Genomic DNA, 14,566 nt, shown 5'->3' with positions numbered 1-14,566 from the left:
TAAATATTATTGTTTATATGTACTTGTTCGGTAAACCAATAAGTACAGGTAAAACTGTAAACTAAATAACAGCGTAGAGAACAAAATGTGCAATGCCTGCGCTGCCGGTGGGAAAGCGATATATGCTAAAGCAAAACCACTTAATAACTGTATGAGGAGCGTTATTAACATAAACCTTGCGGTTAACAACGGTGCAGCCTTACCACTAAAACGGTCGATAACCATTTTATACACTACTGCATTGGCAATTACTACGAGTATAGCTAAATCACGGTGGTAAGAGAATACTTCTCCTACTTTCGAAATCCATGTATTCTTGTTCCCGTAAGAGAGCGACTTTGCAATAACATCTACCGCTTCCCTAACCTCAGTTCCTAATACGATCTGAACGATACTGATTACGAGGGTAAAAAACAAAAAACCTTTTAACCACGCTATCCGGTACATAATTACGGAAGGCGCTTTATTCAATTGCTTCGCATAATTATAGGTATAAATAGATATCGCCAAAATAACCAGTGCTAACAACATGTGTACGGTTACCACCCATTGTGCCAGGTTTGTAGAAACCACTATCGAACCTAACCAGCCTTGGTATCCCACTACAAAAAGATTTAGGATACTGAGTACGATAATTCGTTTGGCCGTTTTTCGGTAGGCAAATGAGTATACAACTGTTAAAAACAGGAATATCCCCGCGGCTACCCCAGCCAATCTGTTCAGATATTCGGTCCAGGTTTTAGTTGGATTAAATTCTTCAGGTATGGTGATACTCTTATCATGCCTAATACTATCAGCTAAGGCTACTTTGCCCATGCTTTCCAGATATTTGGCAAACTTTTCATTCTTCTTTAACCTACCTGCTACGTACTTCTCTTTATAATTGGCAGGAAGTTGCGATACATCAGTTGGCGGAATGTAACGATCGAAACATTTCGGCCAATCCGGACAACCCATGCCAGACCCTGTACTGCGCACAATACCTCCGGCGAGTATAACCAATAGCGTAACTACAATGGTTATAAGATTAATGCTAATGAAACGTTGTTCTGATCTGCTGACCATATATCTATTAAGATGAAAAGGGTATCCGGATAAGCAGAAACTTAATCAGATACCCCTTTTAAAATTTTATTTTAAGTTTAAACTAGCCCTTGCTTTCTTCAACAGGGTTAGCCAATTCCCAATCTTGTTGTATTTTTTCTGCTTCTGCATTTCCTTCAAAATCGTGAGGTAAGTTAGAGCTCATGGTTTGAGAGAAAGGAACTGTTTGAGGAATAAAATCTTCGTGATGTCCTGGTTTGCTATAATCATATGGCCATCTGTAAACTGTTGGGATTTCACCTGGCCAGTTACCGTGTAGGTGCTCAACAGGCGCAGTCCATTCTAATGTATTCGATTCCCAAGGATTTTGAGGAGATACTTTTCCTTTAAAGATTGAATAAAAGAAGTTGAACAAGAACGCTACCTGAGCTAGTGCTGCCATAATAGCTGCCCATGTTACAAATACGTTAACCGTTAACCATTTCTTCATAAATTCAAACTCGGTAAATGCATAGTAACGACGAGGTACACCATCTAAACCTAAGAAGTGAAGCGGGAAGAATACCAGGTAAGCTGCAATGAAAGTTAACCAGAAGTGTAAATATCCTAATTTAGCATTCATCATTCTACCAAACATTTTAGGGAACCAGTGATACACACCTGCAAGCATACCAAAGATTGCTGCAGATCCCATTACCAAGTGGAAGTGGGCAACAACAAAGTATGTATCGTGTAAGTTAATATCTAATGAAGCATTTCCTAAGAAGATACCGGTTAAACCACCAGAGATAAAGAATGAAACTAAACCGATAGCAAATAACATTGCTGGCGTGAAACGGATGTTACCGCGCCATAATGTAGCTAAGTAGTTAAAGGTTTTTACTGCCGATGGTACTGCAATAATCAATGTCGTAATCATAAACACACCACCCAACAATGGATTCATACCGGTTACAAACATATGGTGACCCCATACGATGAACGATAATACGGTAATACCAATTAAAGAGTAAACCATCGCATGGTAACCAAAGATTGGTTTACGTGAGTTTACTGAGATAACTTCAGATGAGATACCCAATGCCGGCATAATTACAATATATACCTCAGGGTGACCTAAGAACCAGAATAAGTGTTGCCATAAAATTGGAGAACCACCTTCATTTGGTAAAATATCTGTACCCATTACGATATCAGACAAGTAGAAACTTGTTCCAAAACTACGGTCGAATACCATTAATACTACCCCAGCTACAAGAACAGGGAAAGATAAGATACCTAAAATAGCGGTCAAAAAGAAAGCCCAAATGGTTAATGGCATTTTCCAAAGGTCCATACCTTTAGTACGCATGTTTAAAATTGTACTTACGTAGTTGATACCACCCATTAAAGATGATGCTACGAAAAGTACCATACTGATTAACCACAAAGTCATACCCATTCCAGATCCTGGCATTGCTTTAGCAACTACCGATAGTGGCGGATAAACCGTCCAACCACCAGATGCAGGTCCTGTTTGGATAAAGAATGATGACATCATCACCACACAAGCGGTAAAGAAGAACCAGTATGAAAGCATGTTCAAAAATGGCGAAGCCATATCTCTTGCCCCAATTTGAAGTGGAATAAGTAAGTTACTAAATGTACCACTTAAACCTGCCGTTAGAACAAAGAATACCATGATGGTACCGTGAATGGTTACCAGTGCAAGGTAAAAATCGGGTTTAATACGACCACCTTCTGCCCATTTACCTAAAAATGTTTCTAAGAAAGGGAAGTTTTGATCTGGCCAGGCCAATTGAATACGGAATAAAATTGATAAGCCCATTGCTATTACCGCCATAATGATACCGGTAATTAAAAATTGCTTAGCAATCATTTTATGATCCATACTAAAGATATACTTTGAAATCAAAGTCTCTTTATGATGCCCATGATCAGCGTGATCGTGATTGTGTTCGTCGTGTAATGCTATTGTTGACATAATTCGTTCGCTCCTGCTTAATATTATTTATTTAAAGCCATTTGGTTAGTTTTCGCAGCTGTAGAATCTGTTGCTGCTGAATCTGCTACTGATTTTACAGGCGCAGGTGCCACTGGCAAATTAAATTGTTTTCTTAAATCGTCGTTTAAGTATGTTTTCTGTTCTGCTATCCAAGTTTTGTATTCAGCTTCAGAAACCACCCGCACAACTTTTTGCATGTTGTAGTGACCTGACCCACAGATTTTAGCACATAAGAAAAGGTACTTAAAGTTAGGATCGTTGGTTTCTTGCTGCATCTCAGCAGTAGTTTTAGTAGGCGTAAACTCAAAAATGGTTCTCATACCCGGTACAGTGTTTAACTGTACTCTAAAATGAGGCATATAAAAACTGTGAATTACATCTTTACTGGTTAAGATCAGCTTTACAGGTTTTCCAACCGGAAGCACCATCTCATCAGCCATCTCATCATCACGAGAGTTTAAATCTTTAAAATCGATACCCAATGGGTTGGTAGCTGTAGTTAACTTGTAATTTTTATTACCAACTACACCATCAGCTCCAGGATAACGGATAGACCATTTAAACTGCTCAGAAGTAACTTCTATCTGTAATGGTTTGTTGTTTGGATCTTCAACTTTGAAGAAAATAGATCTCCAGGTTAAGAAACCCATTAATACCAAAACAGTTAATACTAAAGCCGGAACGATTGTCCAGATTTTTTCGATTGTATTATTATGTGGATAATAGTAAGCTTTTCTTTTGGCTGAGTATTTATAGATGTAAGAAAATCCGAATAACAAGATGTGTGTAACCACAAATACGATTGTGGTGATGATTAATGTTAAATTAAACATATCATCAATTTTCTTTCCGTGCTCAGATGCTGCAGCTGGAAGTAACATGGCGCCATGCACAGTATATTCCCAATATACACCATATAAACCTAACACCAAGAACAGCGCAAATAAACTTGCGTGTACCCTGTTCCAGTTAATGCCAACAGATTTACCTTGTGCTTCGCGGCTTAATTCATATACTCTTATTGCTTTACCAATAATTGCAATGAATAAGCATACGGCAAGGAAAACCAGAATATAAAATATTACCGATTTATAAACCTCACCCATATCAACTTTCGGTGCCGCGGCAGCACCTGCTGCTGCATCTTGCGCAAATACGCTAGTGTTTGCAAAAACAGTAATCAATACTGCTAAAGCTGCGGTCGTTTTATTCGTTATAAACTTTCTTAAACTCATTTTCTTAAAAGTAGTACGCTGTACTGCTAATTATAATAATAATTAAATATTTGCTTTATCCTATCACCACTACAGTTGATGATGCAAACTTTCTTGTAATAATGGGTGGTTCTTTGCAATTAACGGTTTTTTGCTTAATGATGTTAAAACCGTAAAGGTAAACAATCCTACGAAACCTATTGCAGTACCAATTTCAATGATCCCAAAACCATTATGTCCTTCTTCTACCGCTCCTGGCATAATCATTTGGTAGTAATCTACCCAGTGACCTAAAAGTACCACAATAGAAACGAACAATAATTTTGCATCTGTTCTTTTGTTATCTCTGTCCATTAATAATAATACTGGCGCTAAGAAGTTCATGGCCAGGTTTAAGAAAAACCAGAACTTGTAATATTCAAAGCGTTTGTAGAAATATACAGTCTCTTCAGGCATGTTTGCATAGTAGATCAATAAGAATTGAGCAAACCATACGTAAGTCCAGAAGATAGAGAAACCGAAAATAAACTGACCTAAATTGTGTAAGTGGCTATTGTTAACCCATTGCATATAACCAGCTCTTCTTAATAAGATAAGGATAATGGCGATAGTAGCTAAACTGCTTACCCACATAGCGGCGAAGTTATACCAACCGAACATGGTTGAGAACCAGTGCGCCTCTAATGACATTACAGTATCGAAAGCAAAAATTGGCGTTGTAAAACCGTAAATTACCAAGAAGATACAAGCATTTTTAAAGCTTTTTCTGTAAGAATTTAAACCACCTGCTAAATCTTCATTGTAAGAAAACTTAACAAACATGATCGAAAATATACTATATATACCCAAGAACACCACTTGGCGGCCTAAGAAAAAAGGTACATTTAAGAACACCGACTTACCAGCGATCAAAGAATCGTAGTTAGGGCTGTTTGGATCAGTTAATCCATCAGCATGCCAGTGGTGATATAGATTATGTGTATATAAACCTGCCGAAATTACTACAACAAGTATTACAGCTGCAATAGGCAATGTTTTTGCCATAGCTTGTGGTACACGTAAAATTGATGCAGACCAACCTGCTTGAGCTACATATTGAACAGCCAGGAAAAATGTACCCGACATACAAACGCATGCAAAGTAATATGCCATAAGCAACAGGTTAGCAAAAGTACGCTCGTGCATTACTTTATCGCCGGCTAAGAAACCGAACAATACAGCCGCAATACCGATAACGATACCAACAATGCTTAAGGTTTTTACTTTACCTGTAAACTCAAACTGTTCACTAAAATTAATATTGTGAGTTCCCATTTATATTCTGCTTTACTATTGTCCTTTTTGTAATTGTTGAACATACATCACCACTTTCCAACGATCTGTTGGTGAGATTTGCGAAGCATGCGAGCCCATGTTATTTACACCGTATGTAATGGTGTGGTAAATTTTACCTGCAGTAAGATCAACCATGTTACCACCTCTAGACGATGCGCCTGTTTGATAAGCAGGTACACCACTAAATTTCTCAATTTTAACTAAGTGTCCTTGTCCATCGCCTTTTTCTCCGTGGCAAGGGCTACAGAAAACGGTAAATAAGTGTTTACCCTGAGCTAAATTAACTGTATCTACTGGTAAAGGGTTAACCATACTCACACCTGCTGCTTCATATCCTTCTTTTGTATTGGGATACTCATCATATTCAGTAAAACCTACTGGTTTAGTATGTGCAGGTGGCAACTGAGCTGTTTTACCATCTTTAAAATTTTTGTTTGGTTGATCTGGATTGTAAGCAATCGGATCATACATGTTTCTGGCATATTCTAAGCCAGTACTGCGTTTATCTTTACAAGCAGAAAAGGTAGCTGCAAAAGCGATAGCTAAAAACGCCGTGTAAACAAATTTATTCTTATTCATAGCTAATGTACTTCCTTTCATTATACTTTATTTCTAAAGCACCTGCATCTTTTAATAATCCATCAATTACAGTATGTTCTACATTGTCTTTTGCATCAACTGCAATAACAAAACGATCATCAGTAGCACGTAAATCCATCACTCTTGGTGCTCTTCCCGGAAATAAGTGAGTAGATGCATAATAAGTTAACACCATACCGAAAGCACAGAATAATACTGTAAGCTCGAACATTATCGGAATAAAATCCGGTAATGCAAATGATGGTTTACCACCTATGTTTACTCTCCAATCGATTACTGCGCAGAAATAAATCAAAGCGAATGCACAGCAAGTACCGGTAATACCAAAGCAAAATGCCGCGATATCGATTCTAGATCTTTTAATTCCTAATTTGGCTTCTATTCCGTGTATAGGCATCGGTGTATATACATCATGAATGCTGATGTTATTTTCCTGAAGCTTTTCGATGCCGTGCATCATTTCGTCAGGATCGCCAAAACTGCCTAAAATATATTTGATATCACTCATTGTTATATTTTTGCGTAATCTTCTTGTTTAACACTATCAAATTTTTCTAAAGACTCTACGTATTCTGCAACGTATTCTTTATTCTCATGCCCTTCTTTAATCTGTTTCATTTTGGCTTGCTCACTTGCAGTTTTTAATAATAATTTAACCTCTGCTATAGCGATTGATGGTAATACTCTTAAGAATAATAAGAATAAAGTAAAGAACAAACCAATTGAACCTACGAATACACTGATATCAACCCATGTTGGATAAAACATCGCCCAACTTGATGGAATATAATCGCGGTGTAATGAAGTAACAATAATTACGAAACGCTCAAACCACATACCGATGTTTACTACGATAGATAAGATCCAGGTAGCACGGATGCTTAAACGGATTTTCTTGAACCATAATAGTTGTGGTGAGATTACGTTACAAGTCATCATCATCCAGTATGCCCACCAGTAAGGACCAGTAGATCTGTTAATGAAAGCATATTGCTCATATTCAGAACCCGAATACCAGGCGATGAAAAACTCTGTTAAATAAGCCACACCTACGATAGATCCGGTTAAGATGATGATTTTATTCATCGACTCGATGTGGAACATGGTGATGTAGTTCTCTAAGCCTAATACTTTACGTGCAACCAATAATAAGGTTAATACCATCGCAAAACCTGAGAAGATCGCCCCTGCTACGAAATATGGAGGGAAGATCGTGGTGTGCCATCCTGGAATTACCGATGTTGCAAAGTCCATTGATACAATCGTGTGTACCGAAAGTACAAGTGGTGTGGAAATACCTGCTAAGATTAACGACACCGCTTCGAAACGCTGCCATGTTTTAACACTTCCACTCCATCCAAAAGAGAAGATAGAATAGATTTTTCTACGTGTGCCTACTGCACGGTCGCGGATGGTAGCAATATCTGGTAATAAACCCGTGTACCAGAATAATAATGATACCGAGAAGTAAGTAGAGATTGCAAACATATCCCATACCAATGGTGAGTTAAAGTTTACCCAAAGTGACCCGAACTGGTTTGGTAAAGGTAAAACCCAGTATGCCAACCAAGGGCGGCCCATGTGTGATACAACGTAAGTTGCTGCACAAATAACCGCAAAGATCGTCATCGCCTCTGCAGAACGGTTGATGGAGTTACGCCAGTTCTGACGGAAAAGTAATAGTACTGCCGAAATTAGTGTTCCAGCGTGACCGATACCTACCCACCACACAAAACCGGTGATATCCCAAGCCCAACCTACTGTTTTATTTAAACCCCAAGCTCCGATACCGTTCCAGAAGGTGTAGCTCACTGCAACCACCCAAAGTAAAGCGCCTAATGAAGCAAAGGTAAAACCAATCCACCAAGCTTTATTTGGCTTGTTTTCTACCGGGCCTAAAATATCATCCGTAATTTTTGCATACGTGATGTTATCTCCGGTAATTAATGGTTCTCTAAGTATTGATTCGTTATGTCCTGACATAATTTGTATTTTCTTTATACTAAAGCTTACGCTTGTACTGTTGTATCTGTGTTTCTAATTTTTGTCATGTATCCGATACCCGGTTTCACATTGATCTCTTCTAATACGTAGTAGATACGCTCAGAACGTAATGCTTTTGAAACCTCTGAATTTGGATCATTTGCATCACCAAATACAATCGCATTTGCTGAACAAGCTTCCTGACAAGCCATTTTAATATCGCCATCTTTTAATGGACGTTTCTCCAGTTTAGCTTGTAATTTGCCACCTTGTATACGTTGAATACACATAGAGCATTTTTCCATTACCCCTCTCGAACGTGTAGTTACATCAGGGTTTAAAACTAATTGGGTAAACTCGTTATTTAAATAGTTATCGAAACGTGAATCGTTCCAGTAGTTAAACCAGTTGAAACGACGTACTTTATACGGACAGTTATTCGCACAGTAACGTGTACCTACGCAACGGTTATAAGCCATGTGGTTTAAACCATCACTTGAGTGTACAGTTGCCAATACCGGACAAACTGTTTCGCAAGGTGCATGATCACAGTGTTGGCATAACATTGGCTGGTGAACCACAGAAACATGATCTAAGTCTTCTAACTTAGCAATTTCTTTCTCTCTGGTTACATCACCAGCTGCAGTTTCGTAGCTATAATAACGATCGATACGGATCCAGTGCATTTCACGACGACGGCGAACCTCATCACGGCCTACAACAGGAATGTTGTTTTCTACGTTACAGGCAACAATACAAGAACCACAACCTGTACAAGCATTCAAATCGATTGCCATAACCCAGTTGTTACCTGGTTTTTCGTATTGATCCCAAAGATCGTAATCTTTATGCTCGCCTTTTTCGTTACCAGCTCCAGGATTTTTTAAGTACGCCGCAAAAGTAGCTTCTTTAATCACTGCTCGGCCCTCGAAAGAGTGGTGAGTTTGTGTTTGAGCCAATTCGTAATAACCGCCTGTTGGGGTAATGGTTACCGAAGTAGCATATTGGAAAGTTCCATTTACAAAAGAAACAAAAGGGAAAGCATTTTTACCCACATCGTTACCAGCTTTACCAACTTTGGTACGGCCATAACCTAATGCGATAGATGCAGTTCCTTGTGCTTGCCCTGGCTGGATCAATACCGGAAGATCTACTGAATATCCGTTGCTCGCTTTAACCGTTACAACATCAAATTCTTTAACCTTTAATTTCTCGGCAAACTTAGGTGCAAGTGCAACATAGTTATCCCAGGTTACTTTAGAAACCGGATCAGGTAACTCTTGTAAGAATGCGTTGTTTGCATTTTTACCATCACGCATCGGGATGCTTTCGTAAACCTGTAATTCTACTTCTTTAGCTAAAGCTTTGCTGCTATTCGCAATTGAAGTAGCAACTTGTGCTAAAGATTGTGTGAATGAATATACTCCAGCGGTTTTTGCTGTTGCAGTAACCACTCCTTTTTCTAAAACTTCTTCCCATTTCAAACCAACAGCTGGTAACATTTTAGCTTCCCAGTTGCTGCGTACAAACTGATAGTAATCTTTAACCGGAGCATCAGCCCAGGTTAATAAACTTTCTTCAGCCTGGCGGCTATTGAAAACAGGGTTGATAGTTGGCTGAACGATAGAATAATATCCTTCGTAAGCGTTTGCATCACCCCATGATTCTAAATAGTTATGGTTAATTGCAATGGCATCACAAGCGGTTGCAGTTTCATCAGCACGATCAGAGAATGAAATTTTAGCAGGAACCTTAGCTAATGCATCAGTAAATGCTTTGGCATTTGCAGCATCGTAAACTGGGTTACTGTTTAAGAATAAAACAGCACCAACTTCGCCGCGGTTCATTTCAGCAACTAAGCCATTGAATTCGGCATCGTTACCTGCATATAAATAACAAGGGTTATCCAAATCGATAGTAGTACCATAACTTCCGATAGCGGCGTTAATGGCATTTACTAAAATCTGAGTAGAAACATCGTTCGAACCACAAACTACAAGGCCTTTACCTTTAGCTTGTACTAATTCTTTAGCTACCAATTTAATTACTTTATCGGCAGTGGTGTTGTTACCTAACGTTCCGCCAGGTAAAGCACTACCGGTAATTGCATTGTATAAGGCAATTAAAGCAGGTCCTTCTTCCGATAATTTAACCGGAACACGGGTATCTGCATTGGTACCTGTTAAGCTCATTCCACTTTCGAACTGAATGTGGCGGCTCATTTTTTTATTTTCTAACGATTTGTAGTTACGGTTAGCAGTATACTGAGCAGTAAACTCTTCTCCGCTAATCCAGGTACCTAAGAAATCGGCACTGAAACTTACAATTAAATCGGCCTTATCAAAGTTGTATTTAGGTAAAACTGCTTTACCGAAACTGTTTTGGTTAGCCTGGATAATACCAGTATAAGAAACCGCATCGTACTGAACCAATTTAGCAGCAGGATATTTTGCAATAAACTGCGCAATAACTGCATTAGTTGATGGGCTGTTTACGGTTGATGCTACAACACGGATTTTCTTTCCACCCGCCTGTGCTTTTGCCAACTCGCCTTTTACAAAGCTGTCGATTTTTGCCCAGGTAGTTTCTTCAACTTTTCCATCTTTTACTAAAGCTGGCGCTTTTAGTTTAGATACATCATATAAATCTAAAACCGAAGCTTGCGCTCTCGCATCCGTACCGCAGTTAAATTGACCCGCATTTAGATTTGGTTCAATTTTAATCGGCCGACCTTCCCTTGTTTTAACCAAAATACTCTGGCCATTAAAGCTAGACGTATAATAGTTAGGAATACCTGGAGTAACCTCTTCAGGTTTTACCAAATAAGGGATAGATTTTTTTAACGGTGTACTTTGGCAGGCAGCTAATGTAACGGCACCTAAACCAAAACCTAACGCCTTTAAAAAGTCGCGGCGTGGGGTAACGGTACTTAACCCTGCTTCATTTAAAACATCTTCTATTGGAAGTGGCTCGGCGAATTCGTTTTTGCTATTCTTAACAAAATCGGGTGTATTGTTATACTCCTCTAAGCCTTTCCAGTATTTTTTGTTGCTTTCCATTTAAGCTATATTACTGTTTATTCGAACGTTCTTACTAAACTCTATCTATTAATAGTGGCATTTACCACACTCTAAACCACCCAATAACGCTGGTGTAATTTTCTCGCCTTTTTTAATCTTCTCGTGCGCTTCGATAACCTTAGCGTAGAAAGCATTATTTTTCTGACCAGAAATATCTGTTTCCTTATGGCAGTTAATACACCATTTCATGGTTAATGGAGAATATTGGTAAATTTCTTCCATTGTATTAACAGGACCGTGACAAGCGAAACATACAGGTTCTGTTGGTTGTAATCCTTTTGCTTTACGGATTGCATCTTCTGCAACAACTACGTGTTGAGAGTGATTGAAGTAAGCAAAATCAGGAAGGTTGTGTACACGTACCCACTCCATTGGTTTAGCTTTACCTTCATCATATTTCTGTGTTTCAGGATCGTAACCTAAAGCATTGTAGATTTTTTTGATCTCAGGAGAAATCTCACCATCATATTTATCTCTCGCCTGAACAGCTTTATGGCAGTTCATACAAACGTTTAATGATGGAATAGTTGCATTTTTAGATTTAAATGCTCCATTGTGGCAATACTGACAATCGATCTGATTGATACCCGCGTGCAACTCGTGAGAGAATTTAATTGGCTGAACTGGTTGGTAACCGGTATGAACACCAGTATTCCACATGCCCATCCAACCGAATGAACCTAAACAGATGATTAAACACAAGATAAAGAACATTACAAATTTCTTGTTTTTGAACATCTTGCGCACACCTACCTTTAATGGCACATCTTCTTCAATCTCGATACCTTGTTTTTGTAAAATCAGGCGTTCTAACAATTTAGAAGCACGGCCTAAGATTACTAAAATAACAATCGCCAATACAACGATAGCCACAATACCTGCAATTGATAAACCTGAAGTAGATTCGTCTTTTACTGCAACACCACCTGCCGGAGTAGCGGCTTTTGGCTCGCCTTCTTTAATGTACGCTAAGATATCTTTTACTTTTGCATCATCTAACTCAGGGAAGGTAGTCATTGCTACTTTACCGTTATCGTTAAACAATTTAACAGCTGCAGGATCTCCGGCAGCAATCATAGCCGCGTTGTTCGGAATCCATTTTAACAGGAACGCTTCAGGGTGACGATCGCTTACTCCTTCTAATGCCGGACCAATAACTTTGTGATCTAACGCATGGCACGAAGAACATTTTGCTTTGAAAAGCGTTCTTCCTTCTTTAGCATCCTGCGCATTTACGGTAGAAACCGCTATTACGGAAATTGCTGAAAATACGAATAACGACTTCCAAACGCTTTTTAAAATCATCGAGATATCTCTCATAATGAACACTTTATACTTATTTAATTTACTTTTTGTTGTGAAATTGATGCTGAACTAGGGGTAGCCCCACCAAAACTTGAACAAAAGTATAACTTATTAATAAATCCCATGACATAATAGTGACTGGAAATACAATTTATAATCATTCTAAACAAATGTCATTTCAAGCCATTCAGGCAATAAAAATGCCCATTTTTGATATGTTATCTTCAATGGGCATACTAGAAACCAATTTGGTTTATTTATTTTTAATGATTATTGTTTTAATATCCAGGCAAACATTAACGGTGCTACAATTGTTGCGTCACTTTCTACAATAAATTTTGGGGTGTGGATATCTAATTTACCCCAGGTAATCTTTTCGTTCGGTACAGCACCAGAATATGAGCCATAAGAAGTGGTCGAATCTGAAATCTGGCAGAAATAACTCCAGAAAGGAATATTTTCCATTTCCATATCCTGATAAAGCATTGGCACTACACAAATAGGAAAATCGCCGGCTATACCGCCACCAATCTGGAAGAAACCAATTCCTTTGCCTCCGCTGTTTGCAATATACCAGTCGGCCAACCAACCCATATATTCAATACCACCTTTTACAGTAGTTGCGGTAAGTTCTTTTTTCATCACATACGATGCAAAAATGTTTCCCATGGTAGAATCTTCCCATCCCGGAACTACAATTGGCAAATTCTTTTCAGCCGCAGCAAGCATCCATGAATTTTTAGGATCAATTTCATAGTATTGTTCTAAATCTCCGCTTAAAAGCATTTTATACATAAATTCATGCGGAAAATAACGCTCACCTGCAGCTTCGGCATCCATCCAGATTTTTTGGATGTGTTTTTGTAAACGGCGGAAAGCCTCTTCTTCAGGGATACAGGTATCGGTAACACGGTTGTAATGGTTTTCTAAAAGGTCCCATTCATCCTGCGGACTTAAATCGCGATAGTTTGGTACACGTTTATAATGTGAATGTGCTACCAGGTTCATAATATCTTCTTCAAGGTTTGCACCAGTACAAGAAATAATAGCCACTTTATCCTGGCGGATCATTTCTGCAAGTGAAATTCCCAATTCTGCAGTACTCATTGCACCAGCAAGTGTGATCATCATTTTACCACCTTCATCTAAATGCATTTCGTATCCTTTAGCCGCATCCATCATTGCCGCAGCATTAAAATGGAGGTAATTACGCTCCATAAACTGAGATATTGGTCCTCTTGTATTGCTCATTTCGTTTTGTATTGTTTGCCGCAAAAATAGGTATTTAGGCCGAAAGGTAAAAGCGTTTTACGCTTGGGGCATGGCGTTTAGCGTTAAATTAGTCCCAAGTCCATAGTTTTCAGTCCAAAGTCGGTTAAAATCATAAAGCGCATTTCCCTCGCGATTGTCATCCTGAGCGTAGTCGAAGGATCTTTTTTGAAAAGCAGTTGCTTAGCCCCTATTAAAGGTAGTCCGGCTTTCCGGTACAAGTCCGTCCCGATGAATCGGGATACCTCACCTGTGGGCTTTTCCCTATAATCCGGTTTAGGTGGCCTAAATCTTACAATTATTAAAGTTTGTCCCAACCCATAGCTACAAAACACAGATCTGTATGACTTCTCGCAACCCCAAATAGTACGGCAAGCCACGCCACCTAAACCCGACCGTAGCGGGATGCTCCCAATTTAAGAACTTGTCTGTTTTGTTTTTTATTGTGCGCTTGCTTGTTTCACAGGTTTCATTGGAGCAGAAGCGGGGGCGGGACTGTTCGCCCCTAAATGCTACTGTATCTGCTTTCAAAAAAACAATAAAATAACCGCTAATAGAAGAATTCTCTCCAAATTGGTTAACTGAACAATTAACCGATTTCCCTCGCGATTGTCATCCTGAGCGTAGTCGAAGGATCTTTTTTTGAAAAGCACTTGAAGTAACATTAATTACAAGATATCCGCGACCAGTTAACCATTTTAAACAATTAACCGATTAACCAATAATTGGCA

Annotated in this window: 10 protein-coding genes; all 10 read right to left on the bottom strand. The window is 38.8% G+C overall.

The window, feature by feature from the left end; genetic code table 11:
• Positions 1 to 6: 6 nt before the first annotated feature.
• Positions 7 to 1,065: a COX15/CtaA family protein gene (locus tag AC1DNH_RS06755; RefSeq protein WP_477585701.1), complete on the bottom strand. Its 1,059-nt coding sequence runs from the start codon at positions 1,063 to 1,065 to the stop codon at positions 7 to 9.
• Between the two features lie 82 nt (positions 1,066 to 1,147).
• A complete protein-coding gene (locus AC1DNH_RS06750) occupies positions 1,148 to 3,028 on the bottom strand; it encodes a cytochrome c oxidase subunit I (RefSeq protein WP_477625271.1) in 1,881 nt (626 codons plus the stop codon).
• A gap of 23 nt (positions 3,029 to 3,051) precedes the next feature.
• Positions 3,052 to 4,284, bottom strand: coding sequence for a cytochrome c oxidase subunit II (locus tag AC1DNH_RS06745; RefSeq protein ID WP_477607807.1), 1,233 nt, complete (start codon positions 4,282 to 4,284; stop codon positions 3,052 to 3,054).
• 69 nt (positions 4,285 to 4,353) lie between these two features.
• Entirely contained in the window at positions 4,354 to 5,577 is a 1,224-nt protein-coding gene (locus AC1DNH_RS06740) for a quinol:cytochrome C oxidoreductase (RefSeq protein WP_276902113.1), read from the bottom strand.
• 15 nt (positions 5,578 to 5,592) lie between these two features.
• Complete coding sequence (locus AC1DNH_RS06735; protein ID WP_057931704.1) at positions 5,593 to 6,198, bottom strand: c-type cytochrome; 606 nt, start codon at positions 6,196 to 6,198, stop codon at positions 5,593 to 5,595.
• Positions 6,170 to 6,706 carry a DUF3341 domain-containing protein gene (locus AC1DNH_RS06730; RefSeq protein ID WP_029275887.1) on the bottom strand — a complete coding sequence of 179 codons (537 nt, stop codon included), beginning with the start codon at positions 6,704 to 6,706 and terminating at the stop codon, positions 6,170 to 6,172. Before AC1DNH_RS06730 ends, AC1DNH_RS06735 begins: the two co-directional genes overlap by 29 nt.
• Before the next feature lie 2 nt (positions 6,707 to 6,708).
• Entirely contained in the window at positions 6,709 to 8,181 is a 1,473-nt protein-coding gene (gene nrfD, locus AC1DNH_RS06725) for an NrfD/PsrC family molybdoenzyme membrane anchor subunit (protein WP_029275886.1), read from the bottom strand.
• A gap of 26 nt (positions 8,182 to 8,207) precedes the next feature.
• Positions 8,208 to 11,240 carry a TAT-variant-translocated molybdopterin oxidoreductase gene (locus AC1DNH_RS06720; protein WP_477579773.1) on the bottom strand — a complete coding sequence of 1,011 codons (3,033 nt, stop codon included), beginning with the start codon at positions 11,238 to 11,240 and terminating at the stop codon, positions 8,208 to 8,210.
• Between the two features lie 48 nt (positions 11,241 to 11,288).
• Entirely contained in the window at positions 11,289 to 12,581 is a 1,293-nt protein-coding gene (locus AC1DNH_RS06715) for a c-type cytochrome (protein ID WP_477579775.1), read from the bottom strand.
• Between the two features lie 255 nt (positions 12,582 to 12,836).
• Entirely contained in the window at positions 12,837 to 13,817 is a 981-nt protein-coding gene (locus AC1DNH_RS06710; protein WP_477579777.1) for a deoxyhypusine synthase family protein, read from the bottom strand.
• Positions 13,818 to 14,566: the final 749 nt, after the last annotated feature.

This window comes from Pedobacter sp. 01N310, from assembly GCF_056399805.1.
The sequence above is the reverse complement of the archived record's forward strand: the minus strand, read 5'-3'. Positions and strand labels throughout refer to the sequence as shown.